Annotated in this window: 15 protein-coding genes; 4 read left to right on the forward strand and 11 right to left on the reverse strand. The window is 70.2% G+C overall.

Going from position 1 to position 15,726, the window contains the following annotated elements; genetic code table 11:
* Positions 1–47 precede the first annotated feature (47 nt).
* From ACZ3UD_RS05180 to ACZ3UD_RS05200, 5 genes are all read right to left on the reverse strand, one after another.
* On the reverse strand, positions 48–1,559 hold the full coding sequence (locus tag ACZ3UD_RS05180) for a sensor histidine kinase (RefSeq protein WP_465582431.1): 1,512 nt from the start codon (positions 1,557–1,559) through the stop codon (positions 48–50).
* A gap of 12 nt (positions 1,560–1,571) precedes the next feature.
* Entirely contained in the window at positions 1,572–2,399 is an 828-nt protein-coding gene (locus tag ACZ3UD_RS05185; protein ID WP_465582434.1) for a response regulator transcription factor, read from the reverse strand.
* Positions 2,400–2,584: 185 nt separating this feature from the next.
* The gene (locus ACZ3UD_RS05190; RefSeq protein ID WP_465582437.1) at positions 2,585–3,079 is read right to left on the reverse strand and encodes a carboxymuconolactone decarboxylase family protein; all 495 of its coding nucleotides are present in this window, start codon (positions 3,077–3,079) and stop codon (positions 2,585–2,587) included.
* Positions 3,080–3,168: 89 nt separating this feature from the next.
* Positions 3,169–3,429: a hypothetical protein gene (locus ACZ3UD_RS05195; RefSeq protein WP_465582440.1), complete on the reverse strand. Its 261-nt coding sequence runs from the start codon at positions 3,427–3,429 to the stop codon at positions 3,169–3,171.
* A 137-nt stretch (positions 3,430–3,566) separates the two neighbouring features.
* Positions 3,567–4,301, reverse strand: a complete 735-nt coding sequence (locus ACZ3UD_RS05200) for a helix-turn-helix domain-containing protein (protein ID WP_465582443.1) — start codon at positions 4,299–4,301, stop codon at positions 3,567–3,569.
* A gap of 249 nt (positions 4,302–4,550) precedes the next feature.
* Between ACZ3UD_RS05200 and ACZ3UD_RS05205 the strand changes: the two genes are divergently transcribed.
* Together ACZ3UD_RS05205 and ACZ3UD_RS05210 are read left to right on the forward strand one after the other, a co-directional pair.
* Positions 4,551–5,213, forward strand: a complete 663-nt coding sequence (locus ACZ3UD_RS05205; protein ID WP_465582446.1) for a DUF4097 family beta strand repeat-containing protein — start codon at positions 4,551–4,553, stop codon at positions 5,211–5,213.
* Positions 5,214–5,426: 213 nt separating this feature from the next.
* Entirely contained in the window at positions 5,427–7,133 is a 1,707-nt protein-coding gene (locus ACZ3UD_RS05210) for a proline--tRNA ligase (RefSeq protein ID WP_465582449.1), read from the forward strand.
* A 190-nt stretch (positions 7,134–7,323) separates the two neighbouring features.
* Here ACZ3UD_RS05210 and ACZ3UD_RS05215 read toward each other — a convergent pair whose 3' ends face one another.
* The gene (locus tag ACZ3UD_RS05215) at positions 7,324–7,749 is read right to left on the reverse strand and encodes a hypothetical protein (RefSeq protein ID WP_465582452.1); all 426 of its coding nucleotides are present in this window, start codon (positions 7,747–7,749) and stop codon (positions 7,324–7,326) included.
* A 332-nt stretch (positions 7,750–8,081) separates the two neighbouring features.
* On the opposite strand from ACZ3UD_RS05215, the gene ACZ3UD_RS05220 reads away from it, so the two are divergent.
* Together ACZ3UD_RS05220 and ACZ3UD_RS05225 are read left to right on the forward strand one after the other, a co-directional pair.
* Positions 8,082–9,314: a cytochrome P450 gene (locus ACZ3UD_RS05220; protein WP_465582455.1), complete on the forward strand. Its 1,233-nt coding sequence runs from the start codon at positions 8,082–8,084 to the stop codon at positions 9,312–9,314.
* An 8-nt stretch (positions 9,315–9,322) separates the two neighbouring features.
* Positions 9,323–9,517: a ferredoxin gene (locus ACZ3UD_RS05225; protein WP_465582458.1), complete on the forward strand. Its 195-nt coding sequence runs from the start codon at positions 9,323–9,325 to the stop codon at positions 9,515–9,517.
* A 5-nt stretch (positions 9,518–9,522) separates the two neighbouring features.
* Here ACZ3UD_RS05225 and ACZ3UD_RS05230 read toward each other — a convergent pair whose 3' ends face one another.
* From ACZ3UD_RS05230 to ACZ3UD_RS05250, 5 genes are all read right to left on the reverse strand, one after another.
* Positions 9,523–10,032: a GNAT family N-acetyltransferase gene (locus tag ACZ3UD_RS05230; protein ID WP_465582461.1), complete on the reverse strand. Its 510-nt coding sequence runs from the start codon at positions 10,030–10,032 to the stop codon at positions 9,523–9,525.
* A 118-nt stretch (positions 10,033–10,150) separates the two neighbouring features.
* The gene (locus tag ACZ3UD_RS05235; RefSeq protein ID WP_465582464.1) at positions 10,151–12,238 is read right to left on the reverse strand and encodes a transglycosylase domain-containing protein; all 2,088 of its coding nucleotides are present in this window, start codon (positions 12,236–12,238) and stop codon (positions 10,151–10,153) included.
* A 646-nt stretch (positions 12,239–12,884) separates the two neighbouring features.
* Positions 12,885–14,018 carry a methyltransferase domain-containing protein gene (locus ACZ3UD_RS05240; protein ID WP_465582467.1) on the reverse strand — a complete coding sequence of 378 codons (1,134 nt, stop codon included), beginning with the start codon at positions 14,016–14,018 and terminating at the stop codon, positions 12,885–12,887.
* A gap of 62 nt (positions 14,019–14,080) precedes the next feature.
* Positions 14,081–15,163, reverse strand: a complete 1,083-nt coding sequence (locus ACZ3UD_RS05245; protein WP_465582470.1) for a hypothetical protein — start codon at positions 15,161–15,163, stop codon at positions 14,081–14,083.
* Positions 15,088–15,540 carry an NUDIX domain-containing protein gene (locus ACZ3UD_RS05250; RefSeq protein ID WP_465582473.1) on the reverse strand — a complete coding sequence of 151 codons (453 nt, stop codon included), beginning with the start codon at positions 15,538–15,540 and terminating at the stop codon, positions 15,088–15,090. The genes ACZ3UD_RS05245 and ACZ3UD_RS05250 overlap by 76 nt, the downstream gene beginning before the upstream one ends.
* Positions 15,541–15,726: the final 186 nt, after the last annotated feature.

Raw genomic sequence — 15,726 nt, forward strand, 5'->3', positions numbered from 1 at the left:
GTTCCAATTTCCGCACCGGTAAGGAAATTGATGAGTCGACAAAAGACTCAGGAGGCCCGGTCACCATTCGTCGGCAGTTCGACCCGGAACGTGGCGCCCGCGCCCGGTGCGGTGTCCAGGGTGAGGGTGCCGCCGTGGGCTCGGGTGAGGGCGGTCGCGATGGCGAGGCCGAGTCCGCCGCCGCCGCCGTTGTCGCGGCTGCGGGAGGCGTCGACGCGGTAGAAGCGGTCGAAGACGCGCTGGGCCTGTTCCTCGGTGAGGCCGGGGCCGGCGTCGGCGACCTCCAGCAGGCAGACCCCGTCGGCCCCACCGCCGACCCCGATCCGCACCGGGGTGCCGGGCGGGGTGTGCTTGACCGCGTTGCCGACCAGGTTGGTGACCACCTGCCGCAGCCGCGCCTCGTCGCCGAGGACGGGCGCCGCGCCGGGGGCGCCGGTGCCGGAGGGGCCGGTGAGGGCGACGGGGCGGCTCGGGTCGAGGGCGGTGAGGTCGTGCAGTGCGTCGGCGGCGAGGGTGCGCAGGTCCATCGGGGCGAGGTCGAGCGGGCGTTCCTCGTCCAGCCGGGCGAGCACCAGCAGGTCCTCGACCAGGGTGCCCATCCGGACGGCCTCGCTCTCGATCCGGGTCATGGTCCGCTTGACGTCCGCGTCGGTGGGCAGCGCGCCCATCCGGTACAGCTCGGCGAAGCCGCGGATGCCGGCCAGCGGGGTGCGCAGCTCGTGGGAGGCGTCGGCGACGAAGGCCCGCATCCGGGCCTCGGACTCGGCGCGGGCGGCGAAGGCCGCCTCGATCTGGGTGAGCATGCCGTTGAGCGCGATCGACAGCCGTCCGACTTCGGTGCCCGGGGAGAGTTCGGGCATCCGGTGGGAGAGTTCGCCGGCCGCGATCCGGGCCGCGCCCGCCTCGATCCGGCGCAGCGGCCGCAGTCCGGCCCGTACGGCGAAGAAGCCGAGTGCGGCGATCAGCAGCAGCACGGCGCCGCCGATCGCCAGGAAGGAGGTGCGCAGCTTGCCGATGGTGGCGTCGATGTCCTCGCGGGAGACGGCCACCATGACGTACGTCGGGGTGGTGGTCGGCGAGGCGTAGGCGCCGATGCCGGTGGTGGGGGTGCGGGGTGCCCGCAGCGGCAGCACCAGCACCCGCCAGCTGTGGTGGCCGCGCTGGTCGGGCAGGTCGAAGGGGACGTCCGGGGCGGTCCGGGTCGGGTCCAGCCCCGCCAGTTGGGGTGCCGGGTCGCTGTCCGAGACGGGCTGGACCATGAGCGCCTGGACCTTGCCGTCCGTGGACAGGTACTGCACCAGGTACTGGCTGGGCAGGCTGATCCGGCGCCCGGTGACGGCGGGCTTGCCGGCGTCCGGTGTGGTGAGCCGGCCGGGGGGTTTGCGGGACAGCGGCAGCCCGTACCGCTGGAGCTGTTCGTCCAGCTGCTCCACCAGCTGTGCCCGTACGGTGCCGAGCACGAAGGTGTCGCTGACCGCGAGCCCGGTGGTGACCAGCGCGAGGGCGAGGACCAGCAGCCGGGCGCGCAGCGACAACCTGGAGGAGAACCGGGCGAACACGGGCGGGTCCGGTCAGCCCTGCGGGGGACGGCGCAGCGCGTAGCCGATGCCGCGGACGGTGTGGATCAGCTTGGGGCCGTGGGCCGCGCCGGAGTCGAGCTTGCGGCGCAGGTAGGAGATGTAGGACTCGACGATGGAGAGGTCGCCGCCGAAGTCGTAGGCCCAGACGTGGTCGAGGATCTGCGACTTGGACACCACCCGGCCGACGTTGGCCATCAGGTAGTGCAGCAGCTTGAACTCGGTCGGGGAGAGCGAGACGGGGGTGCCGGCCCGGGTGACCTCGTGGGCGACCGGGTCGAGGCTGAGGTCGGCGACCATCAGCCGGCCGTCCTCGGCGGGCCCGCCGGCCCGGCGCAGGATCGCGCGGATGCGGGCGATCAGCTCTTCCAGGCTGAAGGGCTTGGTGACGTAGTCGTCCGCGCCGGCGGCCAGGCCCTGCACCTTGTCGCCGACGCCGTCCTTGGCGGTGAGGAACAGTACCGGCAGGTGGTCGCCGGGGTGCCCGTGCGCGGGGCCGGCGATCTGGCCGCGGGTGGTGCGCTCGCGCAGCTTCTCGACAACAGTGAAGCCGTCGAGGTCGGGCAGCATGACGTCGAGGACCACCAGGTCCGGGCGCTCGACGGCGATCAGCTCCAGTGCCTCGGTCCCGCTCGCGGCGGAGGCGACCCGGAATCCGGAGAAGCGCAGCGAGGCGGCGAGCAGTTCGCGGATGTTCGGCTCGTCGTCCACGACGAGGAGGAAGGCCTCGCCCTGGCCCCCGGCCACGGCGGAGCCGCCCGGTGTGGTGACAGTGCCTTGCACGGGGGTTTCGCCTCCTGGTCGGACGATGGCGTTCAGCATGAGGCTAGCTCTCGGAGGCTATGCGGCATGGATGAATGTTGGATTAACACCTTATCGGTCGGTTTTTGGGCGACAAGCCCGCAGGGGCGGGCTCGGTGGTGTGCGCACGGGCTTCGGGGCGCACGGGGAAGCCGACGGCCGGGGAGGGGAATCCCCCGGCCGTCGGCTTCCCTGCGCTCGGCGGCTCAGTCGCTCAGCTGTGCGGCGGCTTGAACGTGCTGACCAGCCTGGTAGCTGCCACCGGGCTGGCGGATCATGACGTTGGCGCGGTTGAACGCGTTGATCAGGGCGATGAGGCAGACCAGCGCCGCGAGCTGCTCCTCGTCGTAGTGCTTCGCCGCGTTCTCCCACACCTCGTCCGTCACCCCGCCCCCGTCGGCCAGTCGGCTGCCCTGCTCCGCCAGCTCCAGGGCTGCCCGCTCGGCGTCCGTGAACACCGTCGCCTCCCGCCAGACCGCCACCAGGTTCAGCCGGGTCGCCTCCTCCCCCGCGAACACGGCCTCCTTGAAGTGCATGTCCACACAGGCCCCGCACCCGTTGATCTGGCTGGCCCGCAGCCGCACCAGCTCCTGGGTCGCGTACGGCACGGTCGAGTCGGCGATCGGCTTGTTGGCCGCTATGAGGTGCTTGAAGACCTTGCCCATGACCGGGCTGGCGAAGACGTTCAGGCGGGCTTCCATGGTGTGCTCCCTCGGTGTCGCGCTTTCCGTTGCCGTCCCTTGAGACACGGCGGCCGGGCGGCTTGTGACAGCTCTGGACGTGTCCTGCGTCACTCCGTCCAGGGGCGGAGCTTCTCCCGGTTGCGCACCGCCCGGATGTGGGTGATCCGCTCGTCGGCGATCCGGAACGCGAGCACGGTGTCGGTGGCGCCGTCCTGCTGGGCGACCAGGCCGGGCCGGCCGTTGACGGTGCGCTCCAGCAGCGTCCTGCCGGGCACGGACCGGATGGCGTCGAGGAAGGACGCGGTCCGCTCGCTGCCCGAGAGCGGCCGCAGCCTGGCGATGACCAGGCCGCCGCCGTCGGAGATCACGGTCGCGTCCGGGTCGGGGAGGTCCGTCAGGGACTTGAGGTCCTTGGCCTCCCAGGTCGCCGGCGGCAGGCCGCCGCCGAGCGGCCGACGATCGCGGCCACTTCGGCGAAGGGGGACCGGAAGACTTCGAAGGTGGCTCAGTCGGCGCCGTCCGAGGCCGGTTCGGGCTTGCTGTGGAGGATTTCACGGGCCTGCTCGGCGGCGCGGGCGATGCTCTCGGAGACGAAGTCCATGAAGCGGGCGACGTTCTCCAGCCGCACGCCGGCCGGGGTGGCGGGGCCGAGGACCCCGGCGCCCTGTCGGGCGATCTGGACGAAGTGGGCGTTGGCGCGGGCCGTGGACATCATCGACTGGTACCAGACGTCGTCGTCGACCACGTAGCGCTCACGGCGGCGGTCGTCGCGCTCCCGGCGGACGAGGCTCTGGCTCTCCAGGAACGCGATCGCCTTGGAGACGGAGGCCGGGCTGATCTGGAGGCGCTGGACGAGTTCGGAGGCGGTGAGGCTGCCCTCGTCGGTGGTGAAGAAGCAGGCCAGCACCCGGGCCGTCATCTTGGGCAGGCCCGACTGGATGAAGACGGAGGCGAACATCTCCTCGTACTCGCGTACGGCCTCGACGTCACGCCCGTGCTCCGGCGAGGGTCCGCCCGTCTTCCGGGGCGCGGGCTGCCGGCGGCGCTGGGCGCGCTGTTCGGTGGCGCGGTGGGCGAGTTCGGCGCGGTAGCCGGTGGGGCCGCCGTTGCGCATCACCTCGCGCGTGACGGTTGAGGTCGGGCGCTCCAGGCGGCGGGCGATCTCCGCGTAGGCGAGGCCGTCGGCCAGGCCCAGCGCGATCTGCCGGCGTTCCTGCTGGGTGAGTCTGCCTCCCGGCATCGCGGCCTCCTTCGTGGCGTCCGTGGATGGCGCCAGCATAGCGTTCATTCTTCATCCATTGCAACGCTCCCAGGCAGCGCTCGTTGCATTCGATTCACACCCACTGCAACGATTTCACCGCATCTACCTGCAGCAATGGTGCTTTGACGCAACGAATGCGTTGCCAGATCTGCGAACGCAACGTAGCTTTTCCGTCATCAGAAACGACGGGCCGACACGGAGCCCGCCGCCGGAGAAGGAGAAGCAACCATGCACAAGTTCGCCACCGCCGCCCCGATCGCCGCCGTCCTGGACATCCCCGCCGGCCGCATCCAGTTCATCGCCGCCGACCGCACCGACACCACCGTCGAGGTCCGCCCCGCCAACCCCGGCAAGAACCGCGACGTCCAGACCGCCGAGCAGGCCGTCGTCACCTACACCGACGGCGTCCTGCGCATCCACACCGCCGAGCCCGCCAACAAGCTGCTGGGCCCCGGCGCCATCGAGGTCACCGTCCAACTGCCCGCCGACTCCCGCGTCCAGGCCCGCACCGACAGCTGCGAACTGCGCGTCGTCGGCCGCCTGGGCGACGTCGACTTCCAGGGCGCCTACCGCCAGATCAAGATCGACGAAGCCGCGAGCCTGCGCCTGAAGGCCGTCGACGGCGACATCGAGATCGGCCGCCTCACCGGCCCCGCCACCATCAGCACCGCCCGCGGCGACATCCGCGTCGCCGAGGCCGTACGCGGCACCCTCACCCTGCGCACCGAGATGGGCGGCATCACCGTCGGCGCCGCCACCGACGCCTCCGCCTCCCTCGACGCCGCCACCCCCTACGGCCGCATCACCAACACCCTGCGCAACAACGGCACCATCGACCTCGACATCCACGCCACCACCAACCACGGCGACATCACCGCCCGCACCCTCTGAACCCCGCCGGTCCCACCAGGACACCCAGCCGCCACCGACCGAACCGCCCGCCTCCGGGCCGCGTGAGGGCCACCTGCCCTCGCGCGGCCCGGAGGCGTTTCAGCAGGGATCAGCAGCGACCACCCCGGTCGAAATGGAGCGATTCGGTCGAGGCTCCGCCACTAGACTGCGGCGGCATTCCGCAGCCTTGCCGAGAGGACGGTGCCCGGTCCGATGCGTTGGTCCCAGCTGTACGTGCCCACCCTCCGGGAGGACCCGGCGGACGCGGATGCGGTGAGCCACCGCCTGTTGGTGCGGGGAGGCTTCGTCCGGCAGCTGATGGCCGGTCACTACTCCCTGCTGCCACTGGCGGTCCGTGTGCGCGCCAAGATCATGGACATCATCCGCGAGGAGATGGCCGCGATCGGCGCCCAGGAGTTCGTCCTCCCGGCGATGCACCCGGCGGAGATCTGGCAGCGCAGCGGCCGCTGGGGGGTGATGGGCGAGGAGATGTTCCGGCTCAAGGACCGCAAGGGCGCGGACCTGGCTCTCGGCATGACGCACGAGGAGATCTTCACCGTGCTGTCGCAGGAGCTGCGTTCGTACCGGGACCTGCCGCAGATCTGGTACCAGTTCCAGACCAAGTTCCGCGACGAGGCTCGCCCGAAGGGCGGGCTGCTGCGGGTGCGTGAGTTCACGATGAAGGACTCGTACAGCTTCGACGTCGAGCCCGCCGGGCTCGACCGCTCCTTCGACCTGCACAGGGCCGCCTACGAGCGGATCTTCGCCCGTCTCGGGCTGCCCGCGATCGCCGTGCAGGCGTCCAGCGGCAGCATGGGCGGCAGCACGTCGGTGGAGTTCATGAGCCCCTCGGAGGCGGGCGAGGACCTGGTGGTCCGCTGCCCCGGCTGCGACTACGCGGCGAACGCCGAGAAGGCGACGTCCGCCCTGCCCGTCGTCGTCGACGGCCCGGGACCGGACGCGCCCGAGCGGTTCGACACCCCCGAGGCCCGCACCATCGAGGAGTTGACGCGCCGGCACGACGTACCGGCCGAGCGGCAGATCAAGACGCTGGTGTACGTGGTCGACGGCCGGCTGACGCTCGTCCTGGTCCGTGGCGACCACAGCCTGGTCGAGCAGAAGCTCACCGACACCCTCGCCGCCTCAGCGGTGCGTCCGGCGACCGCGGAGGAGATCCAGGCGGCGCTCGGGGCCTCCCCCGGCAGCCTGGGCGCCGTCGGCGTCACCGGGCTGCCCGTCCTCGCGGACGAGGCCCTGCGCGGCCGTACCGACATGACCACGGGCGCCAACACGGACGGCGTCCACCTGCGCGGGGTGTCCGTCGAGCGGGACATCGCCGTGCGGCGCTGGGCGGACCTGCGGGAGGTGGCCGCGGGCGAGCCCTGCCCCCGGTGCGGTACACCGCTGAAGGTGGTGGTCACCATCGAGGTGGGCCACATCTTCAAGCTGGGCCGCAAGTACACCGAGACCCTCGGCGTCTCGGTGCTCGGCCCGGACGGCGGGCGGGTCGTTCCGATCATGGGCAGCTACGGGATCGGCGTGGAACGGGCGTTGGCCTCGATCGTGGAGACCCACCACGACGACAGGGGCATCGTCTGGCCGGTCGCCGTAGCCCCCTTCGAGGTGGCCGTCGTCGTCCTCGGCGGCTCCGACGAGAAGGTGACGGAGACCGCCGAGAGCCTCTACCGGCGGTTGCGGGGCGAGCGGGTCGACGTGCTGATGGACGACCGGGACGAGCGGCCCGGTGTGAAGTTCCGCGACGTCGAGCTGATCGGCATCCCCTACCGGATCACGGTCGGCGCCCGAGGCCTCGCCGAGGGGACGGTCGAGGTCACCACCCGGGCCACCGGCGAGACCTGGTCCGTCCCGGTGGCGGAGGCGGCGGAACACGTCCGGAAGTTGCTGACCGCCGCGGTGTGAGCAACGGGCGCGGCGGCCCCTTGCCGGACCTGGGCGCGGGTGGCGTCGTCGATCGGGTCGGTGAGGTAGGCGCCGTCGACGGAGACCGCGCCGAGGGTGCGGTGGGGTCCCCGGAAGGGCCGTACCGGCCGGAAACGCCGGATGGCCGGGTGCCGCGGGTGCGGACCGGCCATCTGCGGGGCGTGGAGCGTCAGTTGGGCTTGGGGAAGGCGGCGCTCAGGGCGGCACCACGGGTGAGGACGGCGACCGGGACCAGGGCGAGGGCGGAAAGGCCCTGGATGACGGCGTACCAGGGCGGGCAGAGGCCGGGGATCAGATCAACGCCGATGATGGCGATCGGCATCAGGGTGGAGAGGGTCCGGACGCGGTCGAAGGCCCGGTAGGAGCCCTCGGCGGCGCGGGCCAGGATGCGGAGCAGCACCAGGGCGATCGCGGGGAAGAGAGCGCCGCGGATCCACATGAACGGCGTCGTCCCGTGGCCGAGGAAGGCCGTCACGGCGACGGTGGCGAGGACGATGACGCCGACGGCGCCGAAGAGCGTGACGCACTTCTTCGCGGTGGTGAGGGCGTCCCGGGTGCGGGAGTTGTCGAGGTTCGCCGGCTCGATCGTGGCCATGGTGTCCGTTCCTCCGTGTCGTGGTGTCGTTGTGGCTACGACGCTACGGAGCGGGCGACCGGGCCGACACGGGTCTGGCCCCACAGCCGGGGTGGGTCCAGACCCACTCCTCAGGCCCGGCCGGCTCGGTACAGGCCCGACTTTGAACGCGCCGATGAAACGTCAACCATACTTAAACACACGCCTGTTGGGGTTTTCGGACCCTGCCATTCGCGAACGAAGAATCTGGCATGATTGATCCATTGATCCATTGATCCGTTGACCCCCGATCCGCACCGGGATCGATCAGCGCCGGCTCGACTCCTGGTCGCCTCGACGGGCGGAAAGTGAGGATGATCGTGACAGCCACCGGCAGCCGATCGAGCGAGGCCCCCGCCTATCCGATGGCACGCGACTGCCCCTACCGGATGCCCGACGGCTACGAACAGCTGCGCGCGGACGGACCGTTGTCACGGGTGACGCTGTACGACGGCCGGGAGGTCTGGCTGGTCTCCGGGAGCGCGGAGGGCCGCGCCCTGCTGCTCGACCCCCGGGTCTCCGTCGATGTCCGGCACCCGTCCTTCCCCGCCCTGACCCCGCAGTCCGCCGAGCAGGCCGAGGCCGGGTTCGCACCCCCGCTCAGCGGCGTCGACGACCCCGAACACGCCCACCAGCGGCGGATGGTGATCCCCGCCTTCGGCGTCCGGCGGATCGCCGCGCTACGGCCGAGGATCGAGGGGTTCGCCGAGGAACTGGTCGACGCGATGCTCGCCCGGGGCGACCGGACCGACCTGGTCTCCGCGTACTCGCTGCCGCTGGCCTGCGCGGCCAACTTCGCGCTGCTGGGCGTCCCTGAGGACGACGGGCGCTACATCGCGGAGCGCACCCGCCAGGTGCTCGCCCCCTCCGACGGGAACGCCCCCGGGGAGGCCGGGAAGCTCTTCGGCGAGATCCTGACCCGCCTGCGCGACCTCATCGCGCGCAAGGAGCAGCAGCCCGGTGCCGGGCTGATCGACGACCTCCTGGCGGTCCGGCCGGACGAGGGCGGCATGGCCGGCGACCAGCTGGTGGCGCTCTGCGCGATCCTGCTGACCGGCGGCGACGACACCACCTCCAGCACCATCGCCGCCGCGACCCTCGCCCTGCTCGAACACCCCGATCAACTCGAAAAGCTGCGCCGCGAGCCGGAGTTGATGCCCGGCGCGGTCGACGAACTCACCCGGCTCACCTCGGTCGCGGACGTACTGCCCCGCGTCGCCACCGCGGACATCGAGCTCGCCGGGCACACCATCCGGGACGGCGACGGCGTCCTCGTCTCGCTGATGCTGATGAACCGGGACCCCGACACCTGGCAGGAGCCCGACGCCCTGGACATCCACCGCAAGGCCGGCCGACACGTCGCCTTCGGGTACGGCATCCACCAGTGCGTCGGCCAGAACCTCGCCCGGGCCGTCATCGAGACGGCACTGACCGTCCTGCTCCGCCGCGTCCCCACCCTGCGGCTCGCCGTACCCGCCGACCAGGTGCGGGCCAATCCCCCGTACGTGCTGCAGGGCAGCCTGTCCGCGCTGCCGGTCGCCTGGTAGGAGGCGCTGTGGACATCGAGCTCGACACCGGCCGGTGCATCGGCTCGGCCATGTGCACCCGGCACGCGCCCGAGGTGTTCTCCCAGGACGACGAGGGCGTCGTGGAACTCCTCCCGGGCGGCGCGGCCCGGTCCGGCGACCCGCTGGTCCGAGAGGCGGCGGAGGCCTGCCCGGTGCGGGCCATCACCCTGAACGCGGGCTGAAGTCGTCAGCCGAGGGTGCGCTGCATCAGGACGGTGTCGATCCAGCGGTCGTGCTTGAAGCCGACGGCGGACAGCCGGCCCGCGTCGGTGAAGCCGTACCGGCGGTGGAGCGCGGCCGAGGCATCGGAGCCGGAGTCAGCGATGACGGCCACCACCTGCCGCAGGTCAGTCTTGCCACAGGCCGCCAGCAGGGCTTCCAGCAGGGCACTGCCGAGGCCTCGGCCGGTGTGGGCAGGTGCGAGGTAGATCGAGTTCTCGGCGGTGTACCGGTAGGCGGGCTTGGGCCGCCAGGGAGCCGCGTACGCGTAGCCGGCGACCTCGCCGGACGCCTCGGCGATCAGGAACGGGAGCCCCCGGGCGGCGAGGTCCTCGAACCGCTGCCGCCAGACGGCGGGCACGGGCGGCGTCTCGTCGAAGGTGATCACGGTTTCGCGGACGTAGTGCGCGTAGATCTCGGCCACGGCGCCCAGGTCGGCCGGGACAGCGGGGCGGATCACCACGTCTATGGCTGTCATGGCGGGGAGTGTAGGCCGTGCCGGCCCGGTGACCTTCGGTCGGGCGGGCCACGCGGTCCGAGCGGCGACCTGCCGGCGGCCCCTTGCGAGGAGCAAGGGGCCGCCGGTGTGGGCGTGGTCAGTGCTGCGGGCCGGTCGGGGTGGCGGTCGGCGAGCCCGTGCTGGTCCCGGTGCTGCTCGGGTCGGGCTTGGGCGCGGGGTCGGGGATGTCGACCATCGGCAGGGACTGCTCGGGCGTGCCGCGCAGGGCCTGGTTCATGGCATCCCGCCAGATCGGCCCGGGGCCGTCGGCGCCGAACACCTCGGTGTGGTACTTGCCGTTGATGGTGATGTCGCGCATCTCGACGCCGCCGGCGGGGCCGCCGAGCCAGACGGCGGTGGCGAGCTGCGGGGTGTAGCCGTTGAACCAGGCGGCCTTCTTGTGGTCCGAGGTGCCGGTCTTGCCGGCGATCTGCCGGTCGTCCTCCAGGTGGAGCGCCGCGCCGGTGCCCTTGTTCTCGGTCACGCCGTTCAGGACGGTGTTCAGCGCTTGTGCCGTCGTCTCGGAGAACGCCTTCTCACAGTGGCCGGCCGGGACGGGAACGTCCTTGCCCTCCACGGTGGTGATCTTGTTGATGGCGATCGTGTTGCAGTGCGTGCCTTCGGCGGCGAAGGTCGCGTACACGTTGGCCATGGTCAGCGGGCTCATCTCCTCGACGCCCAGGGCCATCGCGGGGACCTCCTCCAGGGGCTTGCCGCTGGCCTTGGTGGTGATGCCGAGCTTGTTGGCCATCTGCTTGACCGCGCAGAGGCCGATCTCCTGCTCCATCTGCACGAAGTAGGTGTTGACCGAGAGCGCCATCGCCATCTTCAGCTGGTAGGGGCCCTTCTCGCTCGCGGACTCGTTGGGCACCACCGTCTTGGGCCGGGCCTCGTTCTTCCAGGTCCCCTCGCAGGTCTTCATCGTCGGGTAAGGGAGCTCGTGCGGGGAGTCGTACTGCTGGGTCGCCGGCAGGCCCGCCTCCAGCGCCGCGGCCGCGACGATCGGCTTGAAGGTGGAGCCGGGCTGGAAGCCGTTGCCGCCGCCCATCGCCAAGTCGACGTTGAGGTTGACGACGGTCTGGTTCTTCTCCGTCACCAAGCCGTACGGGCGGGTCTGCGCCATCGCGAGGATCTTGCCTGTACCGGGCTCCACCATGGTGGCGGCGGCGGAGACGCTGTCGGTGACCTTCACGTTGCTGCTCACCGCGTTCTGGGCGGCGGCCTGCTTGTCCGGGTCCAGCGTGGTGTAGATGTTCAGACCGCCGGTGTCCCAGAGCTTCTTGCGCTCCTCGGCGGACTTGCCGAAGGCCGGGTCCTGCTTGACCACGTGGCGGACGTAGTCGCAGAAGAAGCCCATGCCGGCCTTGGCGGTGATGCAGCCGTTCTGCGGGTCCTTGTACTTCAGGCCCAGCGGGGCGGCCTTCGCCTCCTTGGCCTGGTCGGCGGTGATGTGCTTGTTCTCCAGCATCTTGTCGATGACGGTGTCCCGGCGCTTCTGCGCGGCCTGTGGGTGCAGCTTCGGGTCGTAGGACGACGGGTTCTGCACCAGCCCGGCGAGGGTGGCGGCCTCGGCGACGGTCAGGTCCTTGTTGCTCTTGCTGAAGTAGCGCTGGGACGCGGCCTCCACGCCGTAGGCGCCGTTCCCGTAGAAGGTGATGTTGAGGTAGTTGGTGAGGATCTGATCCTTCGGCAGGTCCTCCTCCAGCTTGATCGCGACCTTGAGCTCCTGGATCTTGCGGCCCAGGGTCTTGCGCTGGGCCTCCAGGACAGCCTCCTTGTCGTCGCCGGCCTTCTCCACGTTGACGTTCTTCACGTACTGCTGGGTCAGCGTGGAGGCACCCTGGGCGGCGGTACCGCTCTCCGCGTTCTTGCTGAGCGCGCGCAGGACGCCCTTGAGGTCGACGGCGCCGTGCTCGTAGAACCGGGCGTCCTCGATGTCGACCTGGGCCTGCCGCATGAACGGCGACATCTGGTCGGCCGTGAGGACGGTGCGGTCACGCTCGTAGACCTTGGCGATCAGACCGCCCTTGGCATCGAAGATCTGCGTCGCCTGGGCTAGCGGCGGAGTCTTGAAGTCGTCGGGGATCTCGTCGAAGCCCTCCGCCGTGCTCTTGGCGGTCAGCCCGATGCCGCCGGCGACGGGCAGGGCGAGGCCCGCCAGCAGCACACCGGACAGGACACTCACACCCAGGAAGGTCGCCCCGAAGCGGGCCAGCCGAAGCGGCCCGTTGCGGGACGGGCGGAGATCCGCGTCATCGGACGAATTCCGTATCGGAGGGAGATTCGATTCCATTCCGGAATGCTAACCCTGGAACCTCGCTGGTCGAACGGTTTTTCGCGCACAGTTGTCACGGCTGTGCAACAGCCATCGGAATCGACTCGAACAAGTCAAGTCGTGTACGTACTGAATGAATATGGCGAAATTCGGCAGACTGAACCGGACCAACTCACCCCGCGTGCGCGCCACTCCCCTCCCGCGCCCCTGTCATCTCTTTGATGCCGCGAGCGGGGCGAAACGTTGCATGCGTCCGAGCAATCCGTCCCGAGCTCGGGCGACCCGTCGCCCACCCGATCCACCGGGGCGGCCGGCTCGCTCCAAGGCCGGTGGAGCGGCCCCCGCCCTCCCCGCCCGGCCAACCGACCGACGGCACCTGCCCTGCCGGTTATGAGGCTAGTTTTCCGTTCTATGGGAGTTCCTGCCCCATTTTCGGCAATGCAGCGTCAACCACTCCGCAGCACTTCGCCCCGCCGAGCACAAGCTCGGCGGGGCGAAGTGGTCAGGGCCCGAATGAACCGACGGCACCCGAGGAGCAAGGCGCCGCCGGAACGATTCAGAAGTCCCAGCGGTCCGACGTGCCATCCGGAGCGGTGTGACTCACGAATTGCCCCTCCGGCGCGGCTTCGACCGTGAACCACTCCCGGCGGGGGCGGTTCTGAGCGAGCCAGGTTCGATGAGCCGCCTCGATGGTCTGCCAGAGGTCGTGCGGGCCGGTGAGCGCGACGGTGGACGAGCCGTCGGGGTGGTCCTGTCCATGGGCCACCGAGCCATCTGCGGGGTCGTGGAGGTTGCTGCCGTCGCGGATGACCGTCGGCCTCAGGTGAAGGCCTGCCCAGAAGGAGAATCCGGGATCATCCAGTACTCGGGCGCTGATCTCGGTGATCCGCTGACGTCCCGCCTCCGGTTCCGGGACCCGCCGGCAAGTGCCTTCGCCGGACCGCAGCGGCATGAAGGCGGCCGGGCGGTGGAGGAAACGCCCGACCGCGCGTCCGTCCGTCAGTTTGGTCAACCGAGCCACCGCACCACCCATCGGAGCAACGATGAGACCGCCCGGAGCGCACTGGTCGAGCCAGGCCTGAGGGAGACGGCGGACGGAGCAGGTGGCGATGATCCGGTCGTACGGCGCGCCGCTCGGGTGTCCGTCGGCTCCGTCGGCCCGGACGACGGTCGGCTCGAAGCCGGCCTGGTGCAGCCGACTGCGGGCGGTGCCCACCAGTTGGTCGGTGCGGTCGACCGTGGTGACGCCGGACGCTCCTGCGAGGTGACAGAGCAGGGCAGCGTTGTAGCCCGTCCCGGTCCCGATCTCCAACACCCGGTCCCCGGGCCGGACATCCAGCGCGTCGAGCATGTCGGCCATCAGGCTCGGCAGCGTGGACGAGGAGGTCGCCACCCCGCGCCGCCCCTCCGGCCCGGCGTCCTCCGCGTGCACGCCGTCCACCTCGGTGACGAGCACCTGGTCCGCGTACACCTCCCGAAGCCAGGCCTCATCCGCCACATCCGCTGCACACCAAGGCCGGTGGAGCCCGCCCTCCTCCCGGTAGAACACCGGGACGAACGGATGCCGGGGCACGTTCAGGAACGCCTCGACCACCCGCGAGGACAGCACGGCACACCCGCGCTCGACCTCCGAGGCCAGGGCGATCCGCGCTTGCAGGAGTTGTGCTTCGTCGTAGTGGGCGGTCGTCATGCGGGGTCGGCCCCTTCCAGGTAGTCATAGATGGCGGCAGTGATGGGCCCGGTGCTGCGTCCCTACTTGTTCGGGTCAGGCCCTGTGTAAGCCGGTGAGCGGAAGGTGCGACGGAACGCTTCGGGCCCGTGCCGCTCATCGAGCCAACTCATCAGGCCGGAAAGGTCACCGCTGATCACGGCGGCGATGATGAGCGTGTGCAACATGTCCGCATCGGTGCCGGCCATTTCGGCAAGGAAGCGCTGATAGCGCGCGCCGACGCCGCGCTCGTATCCGGACATCGCCAGGTGGAAGCGGTTGGCAATGTCTGAGTCGGCGTCATCGAAGTCGCTCGGCTCCAGCCGGCCTGTGGTGTCCCGGAATGCCACCTGGTCCGGCGATGCGATGCGCTCGGCCAGACCAAGGCGGTCGGCCACAGCGGCGGCAATCGTCCGGGCCTCGCGATCGGTTGCCCCTTCCATCACGATGCCCAGGTTCCGCGTCGAGGCAGTACCGCTGCTGTCCCGCGCCGAGTACGTTCGCCCTTGTGGATCAACCCGGTTGATTCCATAGCGGCTTCGAATAACCTGCCCGCCCCGGAGTCGGTACTCCCGGAACGACCCCCAATGCAGGCAGTCGTGCGCGTAGGCCCGCAGGAGATCGAGCGCGACCAGCTCCGGCGACGCCAGTTGTGGATCGTTCAGCCGCCCGTACCTCGTGATGACCGACGCCAACTGCTCGTGCCGGTAGCCCTGGTTCGGGTAGTGGAAGCCGCCGAACGCGTCGGGCCGGGTCGAGCGCACCCCGACCCACACCCGATCGATCGGGAGCAGTTGACTCAGCCCCAACACCCGGTAACGGTTGGCCAGTAGATCCGCCCCTTGACGGAACACCTCCCGGGATTCCTGGTCGAGCCAGGTGTCCAGCACCCAGTGAAGCAGCGAGAACGTCACGTGCGGGTGCGCCCGGTCGAGTGCGGCAGTCGCCCGCCGCGCGGCCAGCAGATGGGCCAGCTCGGCACGCTCGGCCGCGCCGCCACCCAGGTATTCGTTCGGGCCCAGGCAGGACGGTGTGAGCGAGCGGCCGAGGGTCAGTACGACCGACGCCTGATCAACTGCCGGTGCGAATCCTGCACTCCCTCGGGGAGATTGTCCGGTGAGAACCATTGAGCCTCCAGGATCTCGAACGAGGCCGCCTTGATCTGTCCGCTCACGTACAGGGCCTCGTAGGCAACTTCAACGCGTAGCTTGTAGCCACTCTTCAGGTGTGCCAGCTCGCACACCTTCACCATGAGTCCGGTCTCCTCCCGGACCTCACGCACGATCGTGTCCTCAAAGCTCTCGCCCGCGTTCGCGTAGCCGGTCGGCAGGCCCCACTGCCGGCCCTCCGGCCACATCCGGTGCTTCAGCAGCAGCACCCGGCCGTCCTGGTCGCGGACGATGCCCGTCACGCCGACCATGAACTTCGAGTGCCACAGCCACAACACGCGCCACTGCATCGGACCACGAATGATCCGCCAGAGCTTCGCAGCGATCTTCTTCATGGCTCACCCTTCGTCCGGCGGGCCGACCGCGCGGCGCGCACGATCGGCCCGCAATCCCGCACACCTGATGGCAGCGGACACGCTTGTCTCCCCTTCGCCCGGCGATGTGAGCGAGAAGCAGATTAGGGGAATTACCGACAGCCGCTCAATGATATTCGCGATATCACATAAAGACATCGCGACACC

This window comes from Kitasatospora sp. NPDC023118, from assembly GCF_055560875.1.

Bases quoted from the DNA above. Each gene is read 5' to 3' on its own strand.
- ACZ3UD_RS05185 (WP_465582434.1), bottom strand. From the start codon at position 2,399: ATGCTGAACGCCATCGTCCGACCAGGAGGCGAAACCCCCGTGCAAGGC.
- ACZ3UD_RS05190 (WP_465582437.1), bottom strand. From the start codon at position 3,079: ATGGAAGCCCGCCTGAACGTCTTCGCCAGCCCGGTCATGGGCAAGGTC.
- ACZ3UD_RS05200 (WP_465582443.1), bottom strand. From the start codon at position 4,301: ATGCCGGGAGGCAGACTCACCCAGCAGGAACGCCGGCAGATCGCGCTG.
- ACZ3UD_RS05205 (WP_465582446.1), top strand. From the start codon at position 4,551: ATGCACAAGTTCGCCACCGCCGCCCCGATCGCCGCCGTCCTGGACATC.
- ACZ3UD_RS05210 (WP_465582449.1), top strand. From the start codon at position 5,427: ATGCGTTGGTCCCAGCTGTACGTGCCCACCCTCCGGGAGGACCCGGCG.
- ACZ3UD_RS05215 (WP_465582452.1), bottom strand. From the start codon at position 7,749: ATGGCCACGATCGAGCCGGCGAACCTCGACAACTCCCGCACCCGGGAC.
- ACZ3UD_RS05220 (WP_465582455.1), top strand. From the start codon at position 8,082: ATGATCGTGACAGCCACCGGCAGCCGATCGAGCGAGGCCCCCGCCTAT.
- ACZ3UD_RS05230 (WP_465582461.1), bottom strand. From the start codon at position 10,032: ATGACAGCCATAGACGTGGTGATCCGCCCCGCTGTCCCGGCCGACCTG.
- ACZ3UD_RS05240 (WP_465582467.1), bottom strand. From the start codon at position 14,018: ATGACGACCGCCCACTACGACGAAGCACAACTCCTGCAAGCGCGGATC.
- ACZ3UD_RS05245 (WP_465582470.1), bottom strand. From the start codon at position 15,163: ATGGTTCTCACCGGACAATCTCCCCGAGGGAGTGCAGGATTCGCACCG.
- ACZ3UD_RS05250 (WP_465582473.1), bottom strand. From the start codon at position 15,540: ATGAAGAAGATCGCTGCGAAGCTCTGGCGGATCATTCGTGGTCCGATG.